Raw genomic sequence first — 25620 nt, 5'->3', positions numbered from 1 at the left:
CGTGATGAACGAAAGTGAACCGCCGGAAAGCGACGCGCCCCCGCGCGGTGTGACCAGGAGCGGTGTGACCAGGAGCGGTGTGGACGAGCGACGCACCGTGAAGGTGTCCAAGTACCTCTCGAAGCATCTGCGGCATCAGCCCGAGCGGATCGGGCTCACGCTCGACGAGGGCGGCTGGGTCGAGATCGGCACGTTGATGACCGCGGCCGCCGCACACGGCTTCCGGTTCACCCGGGACGAGCTCGACCATGTGGTGGCCCACAACGACAAGCGGCGCTTCGCGATCGAGGGCACCCGGATCCGCGCCAGCCAGGGCCACTCCGTGGAGGTCGACCTGGGACTGCCGCCGGCGACCCCGCCCGCGTACCTCTGTCACGGCACCGTCGCCCGCAGTCTGGACGCGATCCGCGCCGAGGGGCTGCGGCCCATGAACCGGCACGACGTGCACCTCTCGGCCGACCGCGAGACCGCGTTCCGCGTCGGAGCCCGCCGCGGCCGCCCCGTGGTGCTCTCCGTGGACGCCGGGGCCATGGACCGCGCCGGCCATGTCTTCAGGGTCAGCGCCAACGGCGTCTGGCTCACGGCCGCCGTCCCGCCGCGCTACCTGCGGTTTCCGGCCACGCACTGAGGCCGCGCGCTGAGGCCACGTAGTGGGACCACGCGCTGGGGTCACGCACCGGCGTCACGTGCTGGGGCCACCGCCGGGGCCGCACGGCGAACCGGCTGCACTTAGGCTCTGCCGCATGAGTCTGCGCCTGAGCACCGTGATCCTGCCGTACCTCCGCTGGCACGAGGGAGGGCGCTCCACCTGGCAGCGCGCCGAGCAGCTCGGGTTCCACACCGCCTTCACGTACGACCACCTGGCGTGGCGGACGTTCCGCGAGGGTCCCTGGTTCGGCGCCGTCCCGACGCTGACCGCCGCCGCGGGCGCCACCGACCGGCTGCGCCTCGGCACACTGGTGACCTCCCCGAACTTCCGGCACCCGGTGCCCCTCGCCAAGGAACTGATCTCGCTCGACGACATCTCCGGTGGCCGGATCACGCTGGGCATCGGCGCCGGCGGTTCCGGCTTCGACGCCACGACCCTGCTGCGCACCGGCGAGGAGCCGTGGACGCCGCGCGAGCGGGCCGACCGCTTCGCCGAATTCGTACCGCTGCTCGACCGGCTGCTCACCGAGGACACCGTCTCGTACGACGGCACGTTCTACTCGGCGCGCGAGGCCTACAACATCCCCGGCTGTGTCCAGCGGCCCCGGCTGCCCTTCGCGGTCGCCGCCACCGGGCCGCGCGGGCTGAAGCTCGCCGCCGAGCACGGGCAGGCGTGGGTGACCACCGGCGACCCGAAGCTCTTCGAGGCGGGCACGCCCGAGCAGTCGGTGGACGCCGTGCGCGGCCAGGTGGAGAAGCTGACCGCCGCGTGCGAGACCGCCGGCCGCGACGTGGACGGGCTCGACAAGGTCCTGCTCACCGGTTTCACCCCGGACCGCGGCAGGCCGCTGGAGTCCCTCGACGCGTTCGTCGACTTCGCGGGCCGCTACGCGGAGCTGGGCTTCACCGACATCGTGATCCACTGGCCCATCCCGGACTCCGACTTCGCGGCGGACCAGAAGACCTTCGAACGCATCGCGACGGAGGCGGTCGCACAGCTCGGCTGACACCGCCGCGGCACCCGCACGGCGCCAGAGCTGCCCACGGCGGCTCGTAAAGGTCCAGGTGGGGGCCCATGTCACTCACCTGTGCGGACCGCCGCACGTCCGTGCAGGCGGATACGGGAGAATGGAGCGGTGACCTCAGCGACCCGACGGCCCGGGATCCCGGCCTCCCCCCTCCCGACCCGCCTGATCGCCACGGACCTCGACGGCACCCTGCTGCACGACGACAAGTCCGTCTCCCCGCGCACGGTGGCCGCGCTGGCCGCCGCCGAGGAGGCCGGCATCGAGGTCTTCTTCGTGACCGGGCGTCCGGCCCGCTGGATGGACGTCGTCAGCGACCACGTCCACGGTCACGGCCTTGCCATCTGCGGAAACGGCGCCGCCGTGGTCGATCTGCACGGCGGCCCCGGCGCCCACCGTTTCGTCAAGGTCCGGGAACTCGCGCGGGAGAACGCGCTCGACGCCGTGCGGCTGCTGCGTGACGCCGCGCCGGGGACCGTCTTCGCCATCGAGCAGACGTACGGCTTCTACCAGGAGCCGGCCTATCCGAAGCTGCACCTGGAGGCTCCCGACACCCTCGCGCCCGCCGAGAAACTCCTCGCGCCGGACGCACCGGGCGCCGATGAGCCGGTGCTCAAGATCCTCGCGTACCACCACGAGATAGCCCCGGACGACTTCCTCATGACCGCCCGGCTGGCCATCGGCGACCGGGCCAACGTGACCCGGTCCAGCCCGAGCGCGCTGCTGGAGATCAGCGGTCCCGGCGTCTCGAAGGCCAGCACCCTCGCGCTGTGCTGCGCCGAGCGGGGCATCTCGCAGGAAGAGGTCGTCGCGTTCGGTGACATGCCGAACGACGTGGAGATGCTCACCTGGGCGGGCACGTCGTACGCGATGGGCAACGCGCACCCCGATGTGATCGCCGCGGCGTCCGGACGCACGGCCGCCAACACGGAGGACGGGGTGGCCGTCGTGATCGAGCGGATACTCGCGCGGCACCGGTAGATCGGCACGAACCAGCAGGAATCGCGGTAGGAAACGGTAGGCGCAGAAGCGCTTGCCGCCCGGAGCAGTGCGCCAAGGTGTTCCAGGCGGCGGTCGGTCCGCCCCTCGCAGCCAACCCGATCTCGCAGCCGGTCCGGCTCCCGGCTCCCGGCTCCCGGCTCCCGGCTCCCGGCTCCCGGCTCCTACAACTGGACTCCCCGCGCGGCGAGCCACTCCCGCGGATCGACCCCCGAACCCGACTGCGGGGTCAGTCGTACCTCGAAGTGCAGGTGCGGCCCCGTCGAGTTGCCGGTCGTGCCCGACTGGCCGACCCACTGCCCGCCGGCCACCCGCTCTCCCTGGTCCACGGTGACGGCGGCCAGGTGGGCGTACTGCGTGTAGTAGCCCCCGGCGTGCTCCACCACGACCTCGATGCCGTACGGGCCACCGCACGACACCTTCACCACCCGCCCCTCGCCCACCGCACGCACCGGCGTGCCGATGGCCACCGCGAAGTCCTGCCCGGTGTGCCGGCTCGCCCAGCGCGCACCACCGCTGCCGAACCCCGCGGAGAGCGAGTACGTCTCCACCGGCGGGACCCACGGCTGGGTGAAGGCCGTGGGCGGCTGGTCGAGCCTGACGGCGCCCCGGCAGGCACCGGCGGCGGCCGAGGCGTTCGCCTGTCCCTGGAGCGTCCCCTGGGCCGCCTCCAGCTTCCGCTCGATCCCCCGCTTGATCTCGGCGAGTTCTCCGTTGCGGCGCTCCAGCGCCTGCCACGCGGACGCCGCCCTCGCCTCGTCGGCGGCGAGCCTGCGCTCGGCCCGGCGGCTCTTGGTGACCGCGTTGTTGACCGCCAGATCCGCCTGCCAGACCGCGTGCTGACCGCGCATCAGTTCCTCGGGGCTCTCCGCGAGCAGCAGCTGCGCGGTCTGCGGAAGTCCTCCGCCGTTGCGGTACTGGGCCCGCGCGATGCGGCCGAGGTCCCCGTGCAGCACCGCGATGTCCTGCCGCTCCCGTGCGAGCAGCCGCTCCAGTCGCTGCGCCCGGCCCCGCTGCGACTCGGCCTCGCGGCGCCCCGCCTCGTACTGCTGTGTCGCCAGTGCCGCGTCCTTGTACAGCCGTACGACCTCGGCGCCGACTCCGCCGGAACTGTCGCCGCCGTCGGAGGTGTCGGAGCCGCCGTCGTCCCCGGTGGCCGCCGTGGGCGGGGCCACCAGGGCGGCCACCGCGCACAACAGCACCGGGAGGAGCAGGGGACTACGGCGACGACGTGAGCGCATGACATGGATCGTGTCGCGCGCGGACCGCTCCGGTCCTGTTCAAGTCGTACACCTGGGGGAGCGGTCGGCACGGACGGACCACTGCGCTGGGCCGAACAGGGGGCTTTTCCGGATCACTTCGGCGCGCCCTGCTCCCTGGTTCGCCGCGGCGCCTTCTCGTTCACGGCGCCTTCCCGTTCAGTACGGCGCCTCCCAGACCACCTCCGTACCGCCGCCGTCCTGTCCTGGCCCCGGCCCGTACCAGCTGTTCCCGCCGAGCGACTCCGCGCGCCGCTTCAGGTTCTTCAGCCCGCTGCGCCTGCCCCCTTCGGGGATGCCGACGCCGTCGTCCGCGACCGTCAGGCGGACTCCTGACTTCCCGTCCGGAAGCCGCACCGTCGCGTCCACGGTGACGTCGATACGGGACGCCCTCGCGTGCCGGAACGCGTTGGACAGGGCTTCGCGGAGGGCCGCGATGAGGTTCTTGGCCGTGAGTTCACCGACCACCGTGTCGACGGGACCGACAAAACGGTGTGACGGCTTGAAGCCGAGCGGTACGGCGGCCATGTTGAGCTCACGCAGGACGCGCGTCCGCAGCCCGGTCGGGAACTCCGCCGGTCCCTGCTGGAGGGCGAAGATGGCCGTACGGATCTCCTGGATGGTGACGTCGAGTTCGTCGACCGCCTTGCCGACGCCCTTCCGCACCTCTGGCAGCACGGACCGGCGCTGTGCGCTCTCCAGCACCATGCCGGTGGAGAACAGCCGTTGAATGACGAGGTCGTGCAGGTCACGGGCGATCCGGTCGCGGTCCTCGAAGACCGCGAGCCGCTCCCGGTCCCGGTGTGCCTCGGCCATCATCAGCGCGAGCGCGGCCTGTGAGGCGAACTGCGTCGCCAGGGTGCGTTCGGTGTCGGTGAACGTACGCGCGCCTGCCGCTCGCGCCATGACGAGGGTGCCCAGGACCCGGTCGCCGCTCTGGAGGGGCAGGAGCATCGTCGGTCCGAACCCGCGGGCGAGGTCGGTGACCATCCGCGGGTCGGAGGCCGCGTCCTCGACGAACACGGACTGGCCCGCGAGGAGGTCGCCCACCACCGCGTTCTCGGGCGGCACGACCAGACCCAGCGATCTCACCGGCTGCTCGGACGCGACGGCGACGATCTCCAGGCCGCCCTCGGCGGCGGGCAGCAGCACGAGTCCCGCCATCGAGTCCGAGAGCCGGCGGGCCTGTTCCGCGACCACTTGGAGGGCTTCGTCGGCGTCCCCTCCGGAGAGCAGCGCGGTGGTGACGGCCACGGATCCGTCGATCCAGCGCTCCCGCCGCTTGGCGGCGGTGTACAGGCGCGCGTTGCCCAGGGCGATGCCCGCCTCACGCGCCAGGACGCGCACCGTGTCGAGGTCGTGCTCGCCGAACGGGCCTCCGTCGCGCTTCTCTGCGAGGTAGAGGGTGCCCACGTTCTCACCGCGCACGCGGATGGGGACCCCCATGAAGCCGGCGGCCGTCGGCGGACGGCGGGTTCCCTCGGGCCCGTCCGGCAGCCGCCCGATCCACCGGACCGCCTCCGGATCGGTGTCCTCGCCCGCGCGTTCGGCGAGCCCGTCCCCGCACTCCGCCGCGAGTCCGACCGCCGCGTACCGTGCCTGCGCCAGCTCCGCCGCGGTCTCACAGATGCGTTCCAGCGTGGACCGCAGGTGCAGCCCGCTGCCCACCGCCCGCATCGCCTCCAGCACCCGCGGTACGTCGTCTGGGTTCGGGGCGCCATCGGGGCCCGGCTCGGCTGACATGCACCGAGCCTAGTTAGTCCCATTTGTCAGGGAAAGTCGAACCCCGTCACCGTGCGGCGGAAAGCAGCTCCGTCCGGCTCTCCCGTTCGGACATCTCCCGCAGGGGCCCCTCCGCACGCGTCAGCTCGTCGAAGGCGCCCCGCTGCACCACCTGCCCCGCGGCCAGGACGATCACCTCGTCCACCGATTCGAGGCCCGCGAGGCGATGCGTGATCAGCAAGGTCGTACGCCCCTCGGTCGCGGCCAGCAGATCGGCGGTCAGGGCGTCGGCGGTGGCCAGATCGAGGTGCTCGGCGGGCTCGTCGAGCACCAGCACGGGAAAGTCCGCGAGCAGCGCGCGGGCCAGCGCCAGCCGCTGCCGCTGTCCCCCGGACAGCCGCGCGCCGTGCTCCCCGATCAGCGTGTCGAGTCCGTCGGGCAGCCCGTCGGCCCAGTCGAGCAGCCGCACCCGGCCCAGCACGTCCCGCAACGCGGAGTCGCTCGCGTCCTTCCGGGCGAGCAGCAGGTTCTCCCGCACCGAGCTGTCGAAGAGGTGCGCGTCCTGCGCACAGAGCCCGACCATGCGCCGCACGTCGTCACCGTCCATGCCGTACGCGTCCACGCCCCCCAGCGTGTACGTCCCCGCCCGTACGTCCAGGAAGCGCAGCAGCACCTGTGCGAGCGTCGTCTTGCCGGATCCGGACGGCCCGACGACGGCGGTCCGGTGTCCGCGTTCGAGCACCAGGTCCACGCCCGCGACCGCGTCCCGCTCCTGTCCCCCGTGCCGAGCGGCCAGCCCCCTCACCACGACCGGGAACGGCGACCCGGGCGCCTTCGTGGGCCGCTCCGGCTCCCGTACGGGCTCGGGCGCGTCCAGGACCTCGTACACGCGCTCCGCGCTCCTGCGCACCCGCAGCCGGTACTGGGCCGCGAGAGGCAGCCCCAGGACGGCCTCGAACGCGGCCAGCGGGGTGAGGACGACGACAGCCAGTGCCACGCCGCTGAGGCGGCCGTCCACGACCGCCTGGGCGCCGACGAGCGCGGCGGCCGTGACCGTGAGTCCGGAGAACAGCGCCGTGAGCCCGTCGCCGAGCGCGGTGGCGGTGGCGGCGCGCGAGGCGATGCGGGTGAGTTCCGCGTCGGCTCGCCGTGCCTCGGCGGTGCGCGCGGGAAGCGCGCCCGCGACCGTCAACTCGGCCGTTCCGGAAAGGAGATCGGCCACCCGGGTGGCCAGCAGGCCGCGTGCCGGTGCCAGCCGGCGCTCCGCACGGCGCGCGACGGCGCCGGTCACCAGCGGCACCCCCACCCCGGCGGCCAGCAGCCCGACGGCGAGAGCGGCACCGGCCTCGGGCAGCAGCCAGGCCGTGAACCCGACCGAACCGGCGGACACCACGGCCGCCGCGGCGACGGGCAGCAGCCAGCGCAGCCAGTAGTCCTGCAGCGCGTCGACGTCGGTGACGAGCCGTGAGAGCAGATCACCGCGTCGGGCGGTACGCAGTCCGGCGGGCGCCAGCCGTTCGAGGCGCCGGTACACGGCGACCCTGGTGTCGGCGAGCATCCGCAGCACCGCGTCGTGCGAGACGAGCCGCTCGGCGTACCGGAAGACGGCCCGGCCGATCCCGAACGCCCGCGTGGCCGTGACGGCGACCATCAGATACAGCACGGGCGGCTGCTGCGAGGCCCTGGAGATCAGCCAGCCGGAGGTGGCCATCAGGCCGACGGCGCTCCCGAGCGCGAGACTGCCGAGCAGCAGAGCCAGCCCGAGCCGCCCCCGGCGTGGCCCGGCCATGGCGCGTACCCGCGTGAGCGCGCCCGCCCGCCTCCGCGGGACGGGTACGGGCTCCTCCCCGCCCGCCACGGGCTCGGACGCCACCACGTCGGAGCGACGTGTCCCGGTACCGCCCGACGCGACACGGTCCGCCGAAGCCGCCGGTGCCAGCCGGACCACCCGGTCGGCCACGTCCAGCAGGGCCGGCCGGTGGACGACCAGGAGCACGGTCCGTCCGACGGCCAGGCGGCGGACCGCCTCGACGACCTCGGCCTCGGTCGCCCCGTCCAGTGCGGCCGTCGGCTCGTCCAGCAGCAGCACCGGCCGGTCCGCGAGGAACGCCCGTGCCAGCGCGAGCCGTTGGCGCTGTCCGGCGGACAGCCCGGCGCCGTCCTCCCCGAGGGCCGTGCGCGCTCCCGCGGGCAGCGCGTCCACGAATTCCAGGGCCCCGGCGTCGGCCAGCGCCTCCCGCACCGCGCGGTCGTCCGCCTCCGGCCGCGCCAGCCGTACGTTCTCGGCGACGGACCCGGCGAACAGATGGGGCCGCTGCGGCACCCAGGCGACCCGCGAACGCCATTCCCCCAGATCGGCTTCCTCGAGATCGACTCCCCCGACACTGACGCGCCCCGACGTGGGCCGGACGAATCCCAGCAGCGCGTTCAAAAGAGTCGTCTTGCCCACTCCGCTGGGGCCGACGAGCGCCACCGTCTCCCCGGGCCGGACCACGAAGGTCACGTCCGACACCGCGTCGGACGAGCGTCCCGGGTACCGGACCGTCACGGCGTCGAACCGCAGCTCTTCGGAGGAGGGCGCGGCACCGGCCCCGGGCGCCTGTACGGGCGTCTCCAGGACCGTGAAGATCTCCTCGGCGGCGGACAGACCCTCGGCCGCCGCGTGGTACCGCGTGCCGACCTGGCGCAGCGGCAGATACGCCTCTGGGGCGAGGATCAGCACGACCAGTCCGTCGTACAGCGCCATCTCGCCGTGGAGGAGCCGCATCCCGATGGTCACCGCGACCAGCGCGACCGAGATCGTGGCGAGCAGTTCCAGCGCGAAGGACGAGATGAAGGCGATGCGCAGGGTCCGCATCGTGGCCTGCCGGTACTCCCCGGTGATCCGCCGGATGGACTCGGCCTGCGCCTTGGCCCGCCCGAACACCTTGAGCGTGGGCAGCCCCGCGACCACGTCCAGGAAGTGGCCCGAGAGCCGTGACAGCAGCTGCCACTGCCGGTCCATCTGGGACTGCGTGGCCCAGCCGATGAGCATCATGAAGACCGGGATGAGCGGCAGCGTCCCGACGATGATCGCCGCCGACACCCAGTCCTCGGTGACGATCCGCGCGAGCACGGCGACGGGCACGACCACCGCGAGCCCCAACTGCGGCAGATAGCGCGAGAAGTAGTCGTCCAGGGCGTCCACCCCGCGGGTGGCGAGCGCGATCAGTGACCCCGTCCGCTGCCCGCCCAGCCACTGGGGCCCGAGCGCGCCGGCCCGCTCCAGCAGCCGCATCCGCAGCTCCGACTTGACCGCCGCGCTCGCCCGGTGCGCCGCGAGTTCGGTGAGCCAGGAGACGAGCGCGCGACCGGCCGCGACGGCGGCCAACAGCAGGAGCGGCGTGCGGAGTTCACCGGTCGACAGTCCGTGCTGGAAGGCGCCGACGACCACCTCGGCGATGAGCATCGCCTGGGCGACGACCAGCCCCGCCCCCACGACGCCCAGGCCGACGACCGCCATCAGGAAGAAGCGGGTGGCGCGGGCGTATCGGAGAAGTCGCGGGTCGATCGGTTTCACGTGAAACACACCCTCGGGTCAAGCAGGCATGTTTCACGTGAAACACACCTTCTGCTCACTGGGTCATGTTTCACGTGAAACATGACCCCGGATTCAGCGGGCCCGGTGACGTCAAGCCCCGGATTCATCGGACTCAGTGCACGGTCTCGGCGATGTGCTGGGTGCCGATCCGCTTGCGGAACACCCAGTACGTCCAGCCCTGGTAGAGCATCACCACCGGCGTCGCGATCACCGCGCACCAGGTCATGATCTTCAGCGTGTACGGGCTCGACGAGGCGTTGGCGACCGTCAGGCTCCACTCGTCATTGAGCGAGGACGGCATGACGTTCGGGAAGAGCGTCAGGAAGAGCATCGCGACCGCGGCGACGATGGTGAGGCCGGACAGTGCGAACGCCCATCCCTCACGCCCGGCCTGGTTCGCCCCGATCGCCGCGAGCAGCGCGACCACCGCCACGACCAGCGCGACCAGGCTCGTGCCGTCGCCGTTCTCGGCCTGGGTCCAGAGCAGGAAAACCAGCGCGAGCACGGCCGTCACCAGCCCGAGGCCCAGAGCCAGCTTCCGCGCCCGCTCCCTGATGTCACCGAGGGTCTTGAGCGCCGCGAACACCGCCCCGTGGAAGGTGAACAGCGACAACGTCACCAGGCCGCCCAGGACGGCGTACGGGTTGAGCAGGTCCCAGAGGCCTCCCACGTACTCGAAGTTCTGGTCGATCTTCACGCCCCGCACGATGTTGCCGAAGGCCACTCCCCACAGGAACGCCGGGAGCAGCGAGGTCCAGAAGATCGCGTGTTCCCAGTTGCGCTGCCACCGCTCCTCGGGCCGCTTCGCCCGGTACTCGAAGGCGACTCCGCGCACGATCAGGCAGACGAGGATGAGCAGCAGGGGCAGATAGAAGCCGGAGAAGAGCGTGGCGTACCACTCGGGGAAGGCGGCGAAGGTCGCTCCGCCCGCCGAGAGGAGCCACACCTCGTTGCCGTCCCAGACCGGCCCGATGGTGTTGATCAGCACCCGCTTCTCGCTCCGGTCGCGGGCGAGCAGTTTGGTGAGGACACCGATCCCGAAGTCGAAGCCCTCCAGGAAGAAGTAGCCGGTCCACAGGACGGCGATGAGGACGAACCAGACGTCGTGAAGTTCCATGACTCAGCAGCTCCCTGGGCCTAGTACGAGAAGGCCATCGGCTTGTCGGCGTCCCGCGGGTCGCCGCCGATCTTCGTGGGCGGGTTGAGGTCGGCCTCGGTGAGCTCGGGCGGTCCGGCCTTGATGTACTTGGCGAGCAGTTTCACCTCGACGACGGCGAGGATCGCGTAGATCGTCGTCAGGACGGCCAGCGAGATGATCATCTCGGTCTGCGACACACCGGGGGAGACCGCGTCCCGGGTCTGCATCACGCCGTAGACGACCCACGGCTGGCGGCCCATCTCGGTGAAGATCCAGCCCCACGCGTTGGCGATCAGCGGGAACGCCATCGTCCAGACGGCCAGCAGCCAGTACAGACGGCCCAGTCGCGGTCCGAGCGGCTTCCTCAGCAGCACCAGATGCGGCACCTCGTCCTCCGCGGTCCGCAGGGCGGCCGGCAGCAGGAACCTCTTCCGGGTGAGCCACAGCCCCAGCAGGCCCAGCGAGAAGGACGCCATGCCGAAGCCGATCATCCAGCGGAAGCCCCAGTAGGCGACGGGGACGATGGGCTTGTAGTCGCCGGGGCCGAACTTCTGCTGCTCGGCCTTGTTGGTGTCGTTGATGCCGGGCACGTACGAGTCGAAGTCGCTGTGGGCGAGGAAGGACAGGAGGCCGGGGATCTCCAGGGCGACCGTGTTGTGCCCCTTGTCGACGTCCCCGTACGCGAAGACCGAGAAGGGCGCGGGCTGTTCGCCGTCCCACAGGGCCTCGGCGGCGGCCATCTTCATCGGCTGCTGCTCGTACATGACCTTGCCGAGGGTGTCCCCGCTGATCGCCGTGAGCAGACCGCCGACCGCCAGGGTGACCAGGCCGAGCCGGAGCGAGGTCCGCATCACCTCGATGTGCTTCTTGCGCATCAGATGGAGCGCGGCGATGCCCACCATGAAGGCGCCACCTGTCAGGAAGGCCGCCGAGAAGCTGTGGAACACCTGGTTGAGCGCCGTGTTCTGGGTCAGTACCAGCCAGAAGTCGGTGAGTTCGGCACGGCCCTTCGCCTCGTTGATGCGGTAGCCGACGGGGTGCTGCATCCAGGAGTTGGCCGCGAGGATGAAGTACGCGGACAGCAGCGTGCCGATCGAGACCATCCAGATGCAGGCCAGATGGATCTTCTTCGGCAGCTTGTCCCAGCCGAAGATCCACAGGCCGATGAACGTGGACTCGAAGAAGAAGGCGATCAGTGCCTCGAAGGCGAGCGGGGCGCCGAAGACGTCACCCACGAAGCGCGAGTAGTCGGACCAGTTCATGCCGAACTGGAACTCCTGCACGATGCCCGTGACGACACCCATCGCGATGTTGATCAGGAAGAGCTTGCCCCAGAACTTGGTGGCCTTGAGGTACTTCTCCTTCTCCGTGCGCACCCATGCGGTCTGCAGGCCCGCGGTGAGCGCGGCGAGCGAGATCGTGAGCGGGACGAAGAGGAAGTGGTAGACGGTGGTGATGCCGAACTGCCATCGCGCGATCGTCTCCGGCGCCAATGCCAATTCCACGTCGTCATCTCCTTACGTCGCCGTGGTGACCGCGGCAGTTTGCCCCGCTTGCCCCAGGCACAGGGGAGCAAATGGGACGCGCTTGTGAACGCGTTCACATTCACAAGCAATTATGACGCATGGTCGTGCGCGGGGTGACAAGTGGGGGGTGCCCAGGTGGGCCGTTCAGCCCTCCCCGTACAAAACACCAGGCCAGGGGCGTGCGGCGGCAGCGGATGAGACGAACGCCACCGGGCCCCGGCACCCCGCGACGTACGGGGTGCCGGGGCCCGGGTTTCGGTCCCTCGGTTCCGGCGCCCGATGCGGCGCCCGGCCGGTCAGGCCGTGTCGGCTCAGAGCTCCTTGCGGAACCCCTCGGCCGCCTTCAGGAAGATCTCGTTCGCCTCGGTCTCGCCCACCGTCACCCGGACCCCGTCGCCCGCGAACGGCCGCACGACGACGCCGGCCCGCTCGCACGCGGCGGCGAAGTCGACGGAGCGCTCCCCGAGCCGCAGCCACACGAAGTTCGCCTGCGTGTCCGGGACCGTCCAGCCCTGCCCGCGCAGGGTCCCGACCACCCGCGTGCGCTCGGCCACCAGCGCGCCCACCCGCCCCAGCAGCTCGTCCTCGGCCCGCAGCGAGGCGACCGCCGCGTCCTGCGCGAGCTGGCTCACCCCGAAGGGCACGGCCGTCTTGCGCAGCGCCGCCGCCACCGGCTCGTGGGCGATCGCGAAACCGACCCGCAGACCGGCGAGTCCGTACGCCTTGGAGAACGTACGCAGCACGCACACGTTCGGCCGCTCCCGGTAGAGCTCGACACCGTCCGGCACCTCGGGGTCGCGCACGAACTCCCCGTACGCCTCGTCGAGGACCACCAGGACATCGCCCGGCACCCGGTCGAGGAACCGTTCCAGCTCGGCCCGGCGCACCACCGTGCCCGTGGGGTTGTTCGGGTTGCAGACGAAGATCAGCCGCGTCCGGTCGGTGATCGCGTCCGCCATCGCGTCGAGGTCGTGCACGTCCCCCGCCGTGAGCGGCACCTGGACGTCCGTCGCCCCGCCGACGCGGGTGATGATCGGGTACGCCTCGAAGGACCGCCAGGCGTAGATCACCTCGTCGCCCGGTCCGCAGGTCGCCTGCACCAGCTGCTGGGCGACGCCCACCGAGCCGGTGCCGGTGGCCAGGTGCGTGAGCGGCACCCCGAACCGGTCCGCCAGCTCGCTCATCAGCCCCGAACACGCCATGTCGGGGTAGCGGTTGAAGTTCCCGGCCGCCGCGGTCACGCTCTCCAGCACACCCGGCAGCGGCGGATAGGGGTTCTCGTTGGAGGACAGCTTGTACACCGCGGGACCGTCCGCGGCCGCCGCCGGCTTCCCCGGCTTGTAGGTGGGGATACTCTCCAGCTCGGCTCGCAGCTTCGGGCTCGTCTCGCTCACCGCAGTCCTCCTTGTGACCGTCTCCGGCTCGTCACCGTCGCCGGTTTCCCATGCTCCTCACCTTAAGAGGCCGCGCCGCCGCCGCGTACGGGCGGGGACCGACCCTCTCGGTTCGACGGCGGGCATCCGCGCACACTTCAGGACATCAGGCCATGAAGACGAACGAAAGGGGGGCGCGCCACGCATCGTGGCCCGCGCCCGTGGCTCACGCCGTGGCGCGCATCACTCGTGCAGGTGAGATGAGACCTCTTCGAAACATGGCTCATTTGGCAGGCACATGCGCGCCGACAAGTGACGTACTGCCATTGAATCGATCAACTCCCTTGTTTTCCAAGGCATTTGGCTGCTAATGATCATGCAGAAACGTGCCTGTCAACGAGTGCATATGCGTCCGCACTACCCCACCACATGAGCCCTACTATCGGCTCGCCATGACAGCAGCAGGGAAGCACCAGGTGAGCCGGTCGGAAACCTCCCGCCGAGGAAGCCGGCCGGGCCGGGCGGGCATCAGAGACGTGGCCGCGGCCGCCGGAGTCTCCATTACGACGGTGTCCGACGCCCTCAACGGCAAGGGGCGACTACCGGACGCCACGAGACGCCATGTCCGCGAGGTCGCCGACCGGCTGGGCTATCGCCCCTCCGCCGCGGCCCGAACGCTCCGTACCGGCAAGTCCGGCCTCATCGGCCTGACGGTGACGACCTACGGGGACGAACCCTTCACCTTCACGGAGTTCGCCTACTTCGCGGAGATGGCCAGAGCCGCCACCTCGGCCGCGCTCGCGAGGGGTTACGCCCTGGTCATCCTCCCAGCCACCTCGCGCCACGACGTGTGGTCGAACGTGGCCCTGGACGGGACGGTCGTCATCGACCCCTCCGACCAGGACCCGGTCGTCAGCGAACTCGTCCGCCAGGGCTTACCGGTGGTCTCGGACGGCCGCCCGGCCGGCTCGCTCCCGGTGACCGCCTGGGTCGACAACGACCACGAGGCCGCGGTCCTGGGCATCCTCGACCACCTGGCCGCCTCCGGGGCCCGCAGGATCGGCCTGCTGACCGGGACGACCACGGACACGTACACACACCTCTCCACGACCGCGTACCTGCGCTGGTGCGAGCGCGTGGGCCAGGATCCGGTGTACGAGGCCTATCCCGCGCACGATCCGTGCGCGGGGGCAGTGGCCGCCGACCGGCTGCTCGCCCGGCCCGACCGGCCCGACGCCGTCTACGGGCTGTTCGACCCGAACGGCACCGACCTCCTCGCGGCGGCCCGGCGCTACGGACTGCGCGTACCGGACGACCTGCTTCTCGTGTGCTGCAGCGAGTCCACCGTCTACGCCAACACCGAACCGCCCGTCACGACACTCTCGCTCAAACCACGACGAATCGGTACGGCCGTGGTCCAGCTCCTCATCGACGCCATCGAGGGGGTCGAATCGGACCAACCGGTCGAGCAGGTGATACCGACGGAGCTGATCGTGCGTACCTCCTCCGAGCGACGACCGCCGCGGACGACCGTCAGTCCGCCGAGGTCCCCGGAGGAGGGGTGACCTGCAACGCGGAAAGGACCTCCCAATTCGGGAGAAAACCACGGTGAACTGGGGTTCTGCTTCGATTCACCACCCCTGGGTCATCACATGGCGCGATCCGCATTCCTATGATGGGCGGACGACACCGCGGGCCGCTGCGACCAGGCAGTCCGACGCGGTGCAGATGCGGCGCGATGGTGGTGGAGGGGTCGATGACTCAGGGGGCCGGTCAGGGACCCGAGATGCGTACGCCGACGGTGCGCGACTTCCGCGTGCCGGCGTACGTCCACGATGTCGGTCCGTACGCGCGGTCGGCGGCACCGAATCCGCAACCGGTCGGATCGTACGACCGGTCCGGCGAGCCGTACGACCAGACCGCGAACCCGTACGCCGGGCCGCCGGAACCGTACGAGCGGCCCGCGCCCCACGCGGGGCCCCCGCCGCACGGCGAGGGCGACGCCCCGGCCGAGGAACCGGTGGGCTACACGCCGACGGTGCGCGATCTGCCCGTCATCAACCGCGGTGACACGGTTCAGGTGCCGGTGCAGGCCGAGGCCGGACAGATCCCGGAACCCGAAGAGGGGCCGGGGCCGTTGTACGTCGTCGGTGACGTGCACGGGTATCTCGACGAGCTCGTCGCCGCGCTGGGCGAGAAGGGGCTCATCGACACCGAGGGCCGCTGGGCGGCCGGCACCTCACGGCTGTGGTTCCTCGGCGACTTCACCGACCGCGGGCCCGACGGGATCGGCGTCATCGACCTCGTGATGCGGCTGTCCGCCGAGGCCGCCGCGGCGGGCGGCTACTGCAAGGCCCTGATGGGCAACCACGAGCTGCTGCTGCTCGGCGCCAGGCGGTTCGGGGACATCCCCGTCAACTCCGGCGCCGGGACCGCCACCTTCCAGGCCGCCTGGCTGCTCAACGGCGGCCAGAAGACCGACATGGAGCGCCTCCAGGACCACCATCTGCAGTGGATGGCCCGCCTCGACGCGATGGAGCTGGCGGACGGGCATCTGCTCGTGCACTCCGACACGACCGCCTATCTCGACTACGGCGACTCCATCGAAGCGGTCAACGACACCATCCGCGAAACCCTCACCCGCAACGACGCGGACGAGTGCTGGGACCTCTTCCGCAAGTTCACCAAGCGCTTCGCCTTCCGCGACGACGGCGGCGCGCAGGCGGTGCGCTCCTTGCTGGAGACGTTCGGCGGTTCGCGCATCGTCCATGGTCACAGCCCCATTCCGTATCTGCGGGGCGAGGTCGGCTCGGAGGACGGCGAGAACTCCTCGCCTCCCGTGGTCGAAGAACCTCATGTGTACGCGGACAAACTCGCGATCGCGATGGACGGCGGTGTGACCATGGCCGGAAAACTGCTGGTCCAGCAACTTCCCCTGGATAACTGAGCGTTTACGGGGCAGACGTCCCCGGGTGGGGGACACGTGCGGGCCGGGGGCAAATTCTGGAAACCCCCTGTCACCCTGTGCCGTCACCGCTCTACCATCGGCTTATCCGTAGCAGGCTCCCCTCCGTTTCTGCCCGACGGCTCGTCAGCATGCCGAGCCCCAAGCCCTACGGAGCATCGGGGGATGCACATGAACAGCGTTCCGCAGCACCTGCTGAGCGAGGACCGCCAGGAATACGAGCGGATCCTCGACGAGGCGCTGCGCTCCGCACCACACCGTCCGGAACTCGCCGCTGTCGGTCAGCGGCTCAACCCCGAACAACTGCGCACCATGGCACTCAACGCCACCGCGATCATCACGGCGGCCGCGGCGAGCGAGTACCAGCACTATGTGAAGGCACGCGAGGAACTGCGCCAGCCGGCGCCGGCCGCCCCTCCCGTCCGCGAAGGATCCACCGACACCTCGGATCCGGGTACGAGCGCGGTGGGGCTCGCCACCACTCTGGGGGAGGTCACGGAGACCGCCGGGGCGGGTGTCGCCGCGGTCGTCGCCGTACTGGCCCCCGTCCTCGCCGGCACAGCCGCGGCCATCTTCCTGCTCGTCGGCTACATCCTGAAGATGCTCGAACCCGAACCGGGCATCGCGAAGACCCTTCTCGCCACGGGATGGGTCTTCGGCGCCATCACGGCGGTCTCGATCCTGGTCGCCGCCGTCGGCCTGCTGCTCGCCGCCCTGCGCAACGGCGCCAGCTCGCTCCAGGCCGGTGTCCAGGGCGAACACAACGACGAGGTCGACCGTGCCAGGGAAGCCTGGCACGACGCACTCCTGGAGCGCGGCCTCATGCCGTTCCTCCGGGACGCCCTCGCGGCCCCGGGCACCACGGCCCTCAGCCGTACGAAACCGTCGGCACCGGCCGGCCGGATGCCGCAGCTCGGCTACCACCGACCGGCCTTCAGCAGCCCCGACGACGGCCAGACGGCAGGCACCCGCCCCAGCTATTCGAGCCCGGACTTCAGCAGCCCGGACTTCGGGGGGCCGGACCACGCTCCGGACTGACCGGAGTCACGGTCCGGACTGATCCGGGTCAATAGGCCGGTCCGGAAGCCGGTCCGGCCAAGAGACCCGCCCGGCCAAGAACTGATCGACGACGGATGTCCGTCGTCGATCTTTTTTGCGTTTTTCCCTTGCCCCACCGAATGAAATTCCCCCCTCGCGTCGCTGGAACAACAGAACTGGCCTTCTTCAACAGATACGCAAGGGGCTTGTCCTCGACGGTGGCACGGCGGATCCTTGTGCCATGTGGCAATCCAGCATGAGGCACTTCGTGTGAAGGCATTCGGGATGGCAGCCATGGGCGACCGGGCACTCGGTGTTCTGGCCGACCGGAGGCAGGCTGTCGGCCCGCAGGCACACAGCGGACACGCACTCCGCCGAGCAGCCCTGAGCAGGGTGTCGGACAGCATCGAGGCCGTTAGCCTACTGACCGACGACACCTTCTGCGTGGGGACGGAGAGCCAAGTGGCCCAGGAAGAGCCCGGATTCCAGCGTGCACGACTGCGGGACCGCCTGAGGAAGGCGAGAGAGGGCGCGGGGCTGAAGCAGCGCGAGGTCGCCGAGCAGCTCGACTGGTCGCCCTCCAAGGTGATCCGCATCGAGGCAGGCACCGTCGGCGTGTCCGTGACCGATGTACGCGTGCTGCTGAACCACTACGGGATCACCGACCAGGACCAGGTCAAGGTACTGATCGACATCGCCCGCGCGGCACGTCAACCTCCGTGGTGGGGGCCGTACCGCACCTGGGTGAGCCAGGATTTCGAGACCTACCTCGGTTACGAGAGTTCGGCGTCGATCATCCGGAATTTCGAACCCAATGTGGTGCCCGGACTTCTGCAGACCGAGGAATATGCGCATCAGCTCATGACGCGGACCAATGCCGGCGCGGAAGCGACGGAACAACTCGTCCAGCTCAGAGTCGAGCGTCAGGACCGCCTCGTCCAGACCGACGGCCCCGAGATCTTCTGCGTCCTGGACGAGGCCGTGATCCGCAGGACCGTGGGCTCACCGGAAACCATGAGGAGGCAGTACGAGAAACTGCTGACGGTCAACGAGATGCCGAACGTGACCGTGCTCACCGTCCCCTTCAGTGCCGGTATCTACCGGCAGTTCCGCTCGCCCTACGTCCTCTTTGAATTCCCAGGGGACGAGGACGAGATGGTTGCCTACCTGGAGAGCGCCGACGGCGAGGTCATCATCAGCGAAAAAGCCTTGGGGCGCACCTCGCAACGTCGCCCCACCGACTATCTGGACGACTTCTGGGAAGTGGAGAGGGGGGTGGCGACCGAGGTGACGAGAGAATTCCTGTTCGGCCAGGACTGAAGGCACCAAGGGGAGCGTGCTACGGAGCAGTCCGCCGGCCACAAGAGCAGCATCTCGTCACCGCTTCTACGCGCAGGTCTCCTTACGAGACACCTCGTGAGGAGGTGTGACGACGCTTCAGTCCCGAAAGGAAAGAGCGCCAAGCATATGCACTGAATCCCAGTAACGCGCCATCGGGGTCATGCGAATCGCGTACGGCAATCCCACCGACAGCGGCCACCTCGACACAGTTTCCCTCGACACTGGCCGAACTCTTTCGCCACCGCACTTCAGCACCATCGAGTCCCATGCATCCCCCACGCTTTCGCCCGGACAAATCGGCGACGCCGAGGAATTTCGGCATCTAAATCAGTATGGGCGCCGCCACCAGCACTGCCAAGACGCACCCGAGCACCCATCACATACTGATAAATAGAGGTATATGCATCATAAACGCAATAAAATGCCAGCCGCACGGCACAAATGACTGGCCGAAAAGAAACCGATATTCCCTCTGAAGGAATGCTTCGATAGGGATCCTGAAGCGCTCGGGCATGGGACACCGACCTCATCCCGGCGACTCGAAAGAAAAGATCGCCCCTTTCTCAACACCGGCCTCATCCGTGTGCCCACGCCGACCGGATCACCGAAGTCCTGGAAGAAAGCCCAGGGCTCCGGCTTCACAGCGCGACGGCCGTACGGTCGGCCAAAGGTGAAAACCCACCGCCGGCCGCCGACGACCGACCGCGGGACGTGCCCCTCCGGGCGGCCCCGGCCGACGGAGCCGGGGCCGCCCGGTTGGTCCAGTTCGCTCAGTTCAGTCGGCCAGTGGCAGGTAGACCCGGTTACCGGCGGCGGCGAACTCCCTCGACTTCTGGAGCATCCCCTCGGCGACCTCCTCGGCCGTCGCGTCCGCGGCCGCCGTACCGCCGAACTGCTCGTTGATGCTGTGACTGATCTTCATCGAGCAGAACTTCGGTCCGCACATGGAGCAGAAGTGCGCCGTCTTGGCCGGCTCGGCAGGAAGCGTCTCGTCGTGGAACTCCCGGGCCGTGTCCGGATCCAGGGCCAGATTGAACTGGTCCTCCCAGCGGAACTCGAAGCGGGCGTCCGACAACGCGTCGTCCCACTCCTGTGCGCCCGGATGTCCCTTGGCGAGGTCCGCCGCATGGGCCGCGATCTTGTAGGTGATGACGCCCGTCTTGACGTCGTCACGGTTGGGCAGGCCCAAGTGCTCCTTGGGCGTGACGTAGCAGAGCATCGCTGTGCCCCACCACGCGATCATCGCGGCACCGATACCGGAGGTGATGTGGTCGTACGCCGGTGCGACGTCCGTCGTCAGCGGACCCAGCGTATAGAAGGGAGCTTCATCGCAGATCTCCTGCTGGAGGTCGATGTTCTCCTTGATCTTGTGCATCGGGACATGCCCCGGGCCCTCGATCATGGTCTGTACGTTGAAACGCTTCGCGACCTTGTTGAGTTCCCCGAGCGTGCGCAACTCGGCGAACTGCGCGGCGTCGTTGGCGTCCGCGATCGAGCCGGGCCGCAGGCCGTCCCCGAGCGAGTACGTGACGTCGTACGCGCCGAGGATCTCGCAGAGCTCCTCGAAGTGCTCGTACAGGAACGACTCCTTGTGGTGCGCCAGGCACCACGCCGCCATGATCGAACCGCCGCGCGAGACGATGCCGGTCTTGCGGTTCGCGGTCAGGGGAACGAAGGGGAGGCGCACACCCGCGTGGACGGTCATGTAGTCCACGCCCTGCTCGGCCTGCTCCACGACCGTGTCCTTGTAGATCTCCCAGGTGAGTTCCTCGGCGCGCCCGTCGACCTTCTCCAGGGCCTGGTAGAGCGGGACCGTGCCGATGGGCACGGGGGAGTTGCGCAGCACCCACTCCCGCGTGGTGTGGATGTTGCGTCCGGTCGACAGATCCATGACCGTGTCGGCGCCCCAGTGCGTCGCCCAGGTCATCTTCTCGACCTCCTCCTCGATGGAGGAAGTGACCGCGGAGTTGCCGATGTTGGCGTTGACCTTCACCAGGAATCGCTTACCGATGATCATCGGTTCGATCTCCGGGTGATTGACGTTGGCCGGCAGCACTGCTCGGCCTGCCGCGATCTCCTCGCGGACGACCTCGGGAGAGACGTTCTCCCGGATGGCCACGTACTCCATCTCCGGCGTGACCTCGCCCCGCCGCGCGTACGCGAGTTGGGTCACCGCCTGCCCGTCGCGACTCCGGCGGGGCAGGCGCGGACGCCCGGGGAAGACCGCGTCGAGATTGCGCAGCCCGCCGCGCGGTGAGGTGTGCTTGATCCCGTCGTCCTCAAGGCGCACAGGGCGCCCCGGGTACTCCTCGGTGTCGCCGCGGGCGATGATCCAGTTCTCGCGCAGAGGCGCCAGTCCCCTGCGCACGTCGGTGTCGACGTCCGGATCCGTGTACGGGCCGGAGGTGTCGTACAGGGTGACCGACCCGCCGTTGGTGAGATGCACCTGACGGACCGGCACCCGCAGGTCGGGGCGTGAGCCCGCGACATACCCCTTGTGCCAGCCGATGGACTTCGCGGATGCGCCGTTCGCGGATGCGCCGTTCCGGGGCGGGGCAGTCGCCCCGCCGCTGTCGGGCGAAGCAGCCCCCTCGGTGCCCTCGACCGGGGTGAGCGCCCCGGTCGTCTCGCTGGAGGCAGGCGTGCGTACGTCCTTGTTGGTCATGAGACCTACTCCCTACGCCGGCATTACCCGGTAACAGGTTCAGCGGTCGACGCAGCGTTTTCCGTCCGGCGATGTTCCACGTGAAACATCGCGGATACGGAGGTCAGCGCCCTCTCAGCCCGGTGCTCCGAGCTCCCGCGTGTGCAAAGGTGCCTCCACGCTAGCGTCACAATGGGCGCGGTGAACAGTGGGCCCCTCTCGTTCTTGCGATGATCGGTCGGTGACCACGACGCAGCAGCCCCCGCTTCCGCCGTCCGAACCACCCCATGGACACGGCCACGACGGCCATGGTCACGGGGGCGGACCGGGATACGGATCCCATGGCCCCGGGGGGAGCGGCGGGGGCGACCAGCCCGGTGGGGGCGGAGGCGACGGACCGGTCGGCGGTGGACACGGTCACTCGCACAGCCACGGTCCCGCGGCCCCTGTCTCCATGCACCTGCGCAAGATCATCGCCGCGGTGCTGATCCCCTTCGCCGCGGCGGTCGTCGTCGGACTCGTGGTGCTCTGGCCCGGCGGCGCCCCGGGTCACGAGCGCACGGGTGTCGGCTTCGACCGGCAGACCCAGCAGGCCACCGTGACCAAGGTCGACAAGGTCGACTGCAAGTCCGTGAACGCCTCGGGTGAGACGCCGACCGGCGACACCTCGACGGCGGAGGGTTCGTCCGCACAGCAGCAGGACTCGGGCACCTGCAAGAAGGCGACCATCCGGGTCGACTCCGGCAAGGACAAGGGCCGTACCTTCACGGAGATCGTCCAGCCCGACTCCTCACGGCAGTTGAAGCAGGACCAGGAGGTGATCGTGGCGTACGCGCCCGACGCCCCCAAGGAGCTCCAGTACTCGGTCACCGATGTGAACCGCAGGCTGCCGATGACGCTGCTCGCCGGCATCTTCGCCCTGGCCGTGGTCGTGGTGGGCCGGCTCCGCGGTGTCATGGCGCTGATCGCACTGGCCGTCAGCTTCCTGATCCTGACGTTCTTCATCCTGCCGGCGATTCTGCAGGGCTCGAACCCGCTGATCGTGGCGGTGGTCGGGGCCAGCGCCATCATGCTGATCGCGCTCTATGTGTGCCACGGCCTCTCGGCCAGAACCTCGGTCGCGGTGCTGGGCACGCTGCTGTCCCTGCTACTGATCGGGCTGCTCGGCTCGCTGTTCATCGGCTGGGCCGCGCTGACCGGCAACACCGACGACAACACCGGTCTGATCCACGGGCTCTACCCGTCCATCGACATGAGCGGTCTGCTGCTCGCGGGGGTCATCATCGGCTCACTCGGCGTGCTCGATGATGTCACGGTGACGCAGACGTCCGCGGTCTGGGAGCTCCACGAGGCCAACCCGACACTGGGCCGGCGAGGGCTGTACCGCGCGGGCATCCGTATCGGCCGCGACCACATCGCGTCCGTGGTCAACACCCTCGTCCTCGCCTACGCCGGTGCCGCGCTGCCTCTGCTGCTGCTCTTCTCCATCGCACAGAGCAGTGTGGGGGCGGTGGCCAACAGCGAACTGGTGGCCGAGGAGATCGTACGCACGCTCGTCGGCTCGATCGGGCTGGTCGCCTCGGTACCGGTCACGACGGCTCTCGCGGCCCTGGTGGTCTCGGCGGACCGGCCGGGCGACGCGGCCCCGGCTCGGCAGTCACCGGCGCACCCACAGCCTCAGCCCCCGTCCCAGACACAGACTCAGAACCAGACTCAACCGCAGTCTCAGACCGGCTCGAAGGCGCCGTTGCGCGGCGGGAGCGGCCGCCGCCGCAAGCACTGAAACCGGCCGTCGAGAAGACCGCCCCACAGCACGGTGACTGACGGGGCGGTGACGGACCGGGCGGTGACGGACAGCGAGGCACCTGGCCGTCGGCGACCGCTTGGCCCGCGGAGGCCGAACCCGCGGGAAGCCGAGCCACTGGAAGAAGCGTTACTTCACCACTGCCCGCTGCCGCTCCCGCCCGAACCGCGGCCACCTCGGGCTCGGTTCACCCGGCGCTCTGTTCCTCCGCCAGGATGCGGTCCAGGGCCTCGTCCAGATGCGTGTCGAAGTCGGCCAGGGAGCGCTCCTGGCCGAGCGGAACCAGCCGGTCCGTGCGGTCGAGGAAGGCCAGCAGGGGCGCCGTGCCACAGCGGAACAGGGCCTGGTCCACGCCCACCTGAAGCCGGATCAGCACATCGCCGAACCCCTCCGTGTCCGCGGGGGTGATGTGCACATCGCCCTCCCCGCACGGGCGGCCCACTCCGTCGATCAACAGCTCCCGGCCGAAGGCCCAGGTCACCGGGGCGTCACCGGGCAGGTGGAAGGTCAGACGCACGGCATAGGGATCACAGGTCTCGTAGCGCAACTCCACCGGAATGCGGAAGGAGAGCTCCTCCGAGACGACGAAGCTCATCATGACCTCTGCCTGTACTACCGACTCGCGCATCGCCTACCCCGTCGTTTGCCGTCTATGGCCGGGAATCGTTCAACTAAACACTTCTGGCATCTTGCTTAACGTGTACACCAAATCACAAGGAGTGAGTTTTCAGATGCTGATAGAGAGCGAAAGTGTCCCCAGCAGCCCGCCGATCTCGCTCTGCAATCGCCGTGCCGCCGGCATCAACCGGTCGGCCTGGTGGGACGGCATGGAGATGGCCATGGTGGCGGCTGTGCCGCCCATCGTGATCGGGACCGCGGCACAGACCGCGCCCAGCGCGTACTCCTGACGCTCGATCACGGGCTGCATGCGTCCGGTCGATTCGAGGCGGCGCATCAGGGTGTGATCGTCACGCACCGTGTACGGCGTGATGGATCGCGCGGGGTAGCGGTCGAGGTGGTCCCTGCGCGCCTCCACGTCGAGCTGGGACAGCAGACACTGGCCGATCGCGTGCGCGTGACCCGTCTCGCGGAAGTCCGCCCACTCCTCGACCGCGGGATTGCCCGGGGTGTCGGCGACGCACTGGAGCTCGATCTCCCCGTCGCGGTAGACCGCGTAGTACACGGGGGCACCGATCGAATCGCGCCAGGTTCCCAGCGCCTCGGCGACCGTGCTGCGACGTTTCTGCTGGGCCCCGCTGCTGCTCAGGTGCTCGGCCGCCTCCCCGAGGAAGAACAGCCCCTTCTCGCGGCGCAGATAGCCCTCGTGCGCCAGCGTGCGCAGCAGGTGGTACGCCGTGGGGAGGGCGAGCCCGGCCTCACGGGCCAGTTGCTTCGCGGGCGCCCCGTGCTCGTGACGCGCCACGGACTCCAGAAGACGCATCGCGCGCCGCACCGAGCCGATGAAGGTCGTGGGATGCGGCTCGGAGGTGGAAACCTGCGGTCCTGCGGGCGCGGCGTCAACCGTGGCCAAGGGTCACTCCCGAAGCACGAGGGGGGCCTCCCGTGCGGGGATGACACGGGTGGGTTCGGAACTCCGCTCGCGAGGATCAACCCCGCGTCGAGTTTCGGACTTTAACCGTCTGCCACCGGTCGTCGACGGCATGCGCCGAAAACTTCCCCCGCCCGAGGGAACTGTCGCTCCCTTCACGGCGCCGGGTTGCCACCCGACGGGTCACCGGTCGCCACGAACCGATGCCCCCGGCACGGGGTCGGCGCATCCGCGGCCGGCACCTGTCGGCTCGGTCCGGCGGATCGCCCGTCCCCTGTGCGACCGTCTACCAGTCGCTCCTCGACGAGGAGCCCGACATGAACTTCCGTACGACGTAGATCAGTCCGCCGACCAGTGCCACAAAGATCAGCAGCTTGAAGAGCAGGCCGATCACGAAGCCGACGACGCTCGCTATCAGGCCGCCGAACACGACCAGGGCGATGACCGGCACCGCGACCCACTTAACCCACCACGGCATGCCCGCGAAGATCTCTCGCATCGCCCTTGCCCCTTGTCTCTCTGCCCGTTCCCGAGTGCTGGCCCTGCTGTTCCCGCACCGCGTGACGGGTCCCGGATGTGGTCCCGAATGTCCTGTCCTCAATGCTAGGCGCGGCAGGGGTGCCGATGGGGGCCTCGCACCCCTTGTCCTCCCCTGACCGTTCCCCTAGGGAACCCTGAGGCGGATGTCAGCTCTCCGGCGGAGAGAAGATCACCAGAACCCGCAGGTCCTCGCTGACGTGGTGGAACTTGTGGGCCACTCCCGCCGGTACGTACACGATGCTTCCGCGCGCGACCTGGGTCGTCTCCATGCCGACCGTGATCGCGGCGCGGCCGCTCACGACGAAGTACACCTCGTCCTGAAGGTGGGGCTGCTGCGGGTCCGGCGTGCCCGCGTCCAGCGCGTACAGACCGACCGACATGTTCTTCTCGCGCAGGAACTGGAGGTACGCGCCGTCGTTGGCGGCGCGCTCCGCCTCCAGTTCGTCCAGCCGGAATGCCTTCATCGCCC

General features: G+C 69.6%; 20 protein-coding genes and 1 riboswitch. Of the genes, 8 read left to right on the top strand and 12 right to left on the bottom strand.

Features of this window, described 5'->3' with window-relative positions; genetic code table 11:
- Positions 1-79 precede the first annotated feature (79 nt).
- The 3 genes from ACLVWQ_RS31670 (at position 80) to ACLVWQ_RS31660 (ending at position 2654) form a co-directional block, all read left to right on the top strand.
- Positions 80-628 carry an RNA 2'-phosphotransferase gene (locus ACLVWQ_RS31670; protein WP_414112827.1) on the top strand — a complete coding sequence of 183 codons (549 nt, stop codon included), beginning with the start codon at positions 80-82 and terminating at the stop codon, positions 626-628.
- Positions 629-743: 115 nt separating this feature from the next.
- A complete protein-coding gene (locus ACLVWQ_RS31665; protein ID WP_414112667.1) occupies positions 744-1655 on the top strand; it encodes an LLM class flavin-dependent oxidoreductase in 912 nt (303 codons plus the stop codon).
- A 129-nt stretch (positions 1656-1784) separates the two neighbouring features.
- On the top strand, positions 1785-2654 hold the full coding sequence (locus ACLVWQ_RS31660) for a Cof-type HAD-IIB family hydrolase (RefSeq protein ID WP_414112666.1): 870 nt from the start codon (positions 1785-1787) through the stop codon (positions 2652-2654).
- 182 nt (positions 2655-2836) lie between these two features.
- Here ACLVWQ_RS31660 and ACLVWQ_RS31655 read toward each other — a convergent pair whose 3' ends face one another.
- From ACLVWQ_RS31655 to hisC, 6 genes are all read right to left on the bottom strand, one after another.
- On the bottom strand, positions 2837-3913 hold the full coding sequence (locus ACLVWQ_RS31655) for a M23 family metallopeptidase (RefSeq protein ID WP_414112665.1): 1077 nt from the start codon (positions 3911-3913) through the stop codon (positions 2837-2839).
- 177 nt (positions 3914-4090) lie between these two features.
- The gene (locus ACLVWQ_RS31650) at positions 4091-5674 is read right to left on the bottom strand and encodes a GAF domain-containing sensor histidine kinase (RefSeq protein WP_414112664.1); all 1584 of its coding nucleotides are present in this window, start codon (positions 5672-5674) and stop codon (positions 4091-4093) included.
- Between the two features lie 46 nt (positions 5675-5720).
- The gene (cydD, locus tag ACLVWQ_RS31645) at positions 5721-9212 is read right to left on the bottom strand and encodes a thiol reductant ABC exporter subunit CydD (RefSeq protein WP_414112663.1); all 3492 of its coding nucleotides are present in this window, start codon (positions 9210-9212) and stop codon (positions 5721-5723) included.
- A 133-nt stretch (positions 9213-9345) separates the two neighbouring features.
- Complete coding sequence (cydB, locus tag ACLVWQ_RS31640) at positions 9346-10350, bottom strand: cytochrome d ubiquinol oxidase subunit II (RefSeq protein ID WP_414112662.1); 1005 nt, start codon at positions 10348-10350, stop codon at positions 9346-9348.
- 20 nt (positions 10351-10370) lie between these two features.
- Entirely contained in the window at positions 10371-11876 is a 1506-nt protein-coding gene (locus ACLVWQ_RS31635) for a cytochrome ubiquinol oxidase subunit I (protein WP_414112661.1), read from the bottom strand.
- A gap of 332 nt (positions 11877-12208) precedes the next feature.
- A complete protein-coding gene (hisC, locus tag ACLVWQ_RS31630; RefSeq protein ID WP_414112660.1) occupies positions 12209-13291 on the bottom strand; it encodes a histidinol-phosphate transaminase in 1083 nt (360 codons plus the stop codon).
- A 431-nt stretch (positions 13292-13722) separates the two neighbouring features.
- Between hisC and ACLVWQ_RS31625 the strand changes: the two genes are divergently transcribed.
- The 4 genes from ACLVWQ_RS31625 to ACLVWQ_RS31610 all read left to right on the top strand — a co-directional run bounded on the left by ACLVWQ_RS31625 (position 13723) and on the right by ACLVWQ_RS31610 (position 18593).
- Positions 13723-14835 (top strand): LacI family DNA-binding transcriptional regulator, encoded by a 1113-nt coding sequence (locus ACLVWQ_RS31625; protein ID WP_414112659.1) that lies wholly within the window; start codon positions 13723-13725, stop codon positions 14833-14835.
- Between the two features lie 176 nt (positions 14836-15011).
- Complete coding sequence (locus ACLVWQ_RS31620) at positions 15012-16217, top strand: metallophosphoesterase (RefSeq protein ID WP_414112826.1); 1206 nt, start codon at positions 15012-15014, stop codon at positions 16215-16217.
- A gap of 183 nt (positions 16218-16400) precedes the next feature.
- Positions 16401-17273, top strand: a complete 873-nt coding sequence (locus ACLVWQ_RS31615) for a hypothetical protein (RefSeq protein WP_414112658.1) — start codon at positions 16401-16403, stop codon at positions 17271-17273.
- A 243-nt stretch (positions 17274-17516) separates the two neighbouring features.
- Positions 17517-18593: a helix-turn-helix domain-containing protein gene (locus ACLVWQ_RS31610; protein WP_414112657.1), complete on the top strand. Its 1077-nt coding sequence runs from the start codon at positions 17517-17519 to the stop codon at positions 18591-18593.
- 82 nt (positions 18594-18675) lie between these two features.
- Here the strand turns inward: ACLVWQ_RS31610 and ACLVWQ_RS31605 are convergent, their stop codons facing one another.
- Positions 18676-18882, bottom strand: a complete 207-nt coding sequence (locus ACLVWQ_RS31605) for a DUF397 domain-containing protein (protein ID WP_414112825.1) — start codon at positions 18880-18882, stop codon at positions 18676-18678.
- A 507-nt stretch (positions 18883-19389) separates the two neighbouring features.
- Positions 19390-21279 carry a phosphomethylpyrimidine synthase ThiC gene (gene thiC / locus ACLVWQ_RS31600; protein ID WP_414112656.1) on the bottom strand — a complete coding sequence of 630 codons (1890 nt, stop codon included), beginning with the start codon at positions 21277-21279 and terminating at the stop codon, positions 19390-19392.
- A riboswitch (TPP riboswitch) is annotated at positions 21272-21428 on the bottom strand. (Overlaps the previous gene by 8 nt.)
- A 71-nt stretch (positions 21429-21499) precedes the next feature.
- Here thiC and ACLVWQ_RS31595 point away from each other — a divergent pair.
- Positions 21500-23041, top strand: coding sequence for a YibE/F family protein (locus ACLVWQ_RS31595; protein WP_414112655.1), 1542 nt, complete (start codon positions 21500-21502; stop codon positions 23039-23041).
- Between the two features lie 208 nt (positions 23042-23249).
- Here ACLVWQ_RS31595 and ACLVWQ_RS31590 read toward each other — a convergent pair whose 3' ends face one another.
- The 4 genes from ACLVWQ_RS31590 to ACLVWQ_RS31575 all read right to left on the bottom strand — a co-directional run bounded on the left by ACLVWQ_RS31590 (position 23250) and on the right by ACLVWQ_RS31575 (position 25615).
- Complete coding sequence (locus ACLVWQ_RS31590; RefSeq protein WP_414112654.1) at positions 23250-23690, bottom strand: SsgA family sporulation/cell division regulator; 441 nt, start codon at positions 23688-23690, stop codon at positions 23250-23252.
- Positions 23691-23789: 99 nt separating this feature from the next.
- Entirely contained in the window at positions 23790-24593 is an 804-nt protein-coding gene (locus ACLVWQ_RS31585; protein ID WP_414112653.1) for an IclR family transcriptional regulator, read from the bottom strand.
- A gap of 304 nt (positions 24594-24897) precedes the next feature.
- A complete protein-coding gene (locus ACLVWQ_RS31580; RefSeq protein WP_414112652.1) occupies positions 24898-25110 on the bottom strand; it encodes a DUF5326 family protein in 213 nt (70 codons plus the stop codon).
- 187 nt (positions 25111-25297) lie between these two features.
- The gene (locus ACLVWQ_RS31575; protein ID WP_414112651.1) at positions 25298-25615 is read right to left on the bottom strand and encodes a cupin domain-containing protein; all 318 of its coding nucleotides are present in this window, start codon (positions 25613-25615) and stop codon (positions 25298-25300) included.
- Positions 25616-25620 lie beyond the last annotated feature (5 nt).

It is taken from the genome of Streptomyces sp. CWNU-52B (genome assembly GCF_047444975.1).
Taxonomy (GTDB): domain Bacteria; phylum Actinomycetota; class Actinomycetes; order Streptomycetales; family Streptomycetaceae; genus Streptomyces.
Note: the sequence above shows the minus strand (reverse complement) of the source record. Positions and strands in the feature narration are given on the sequence as shown.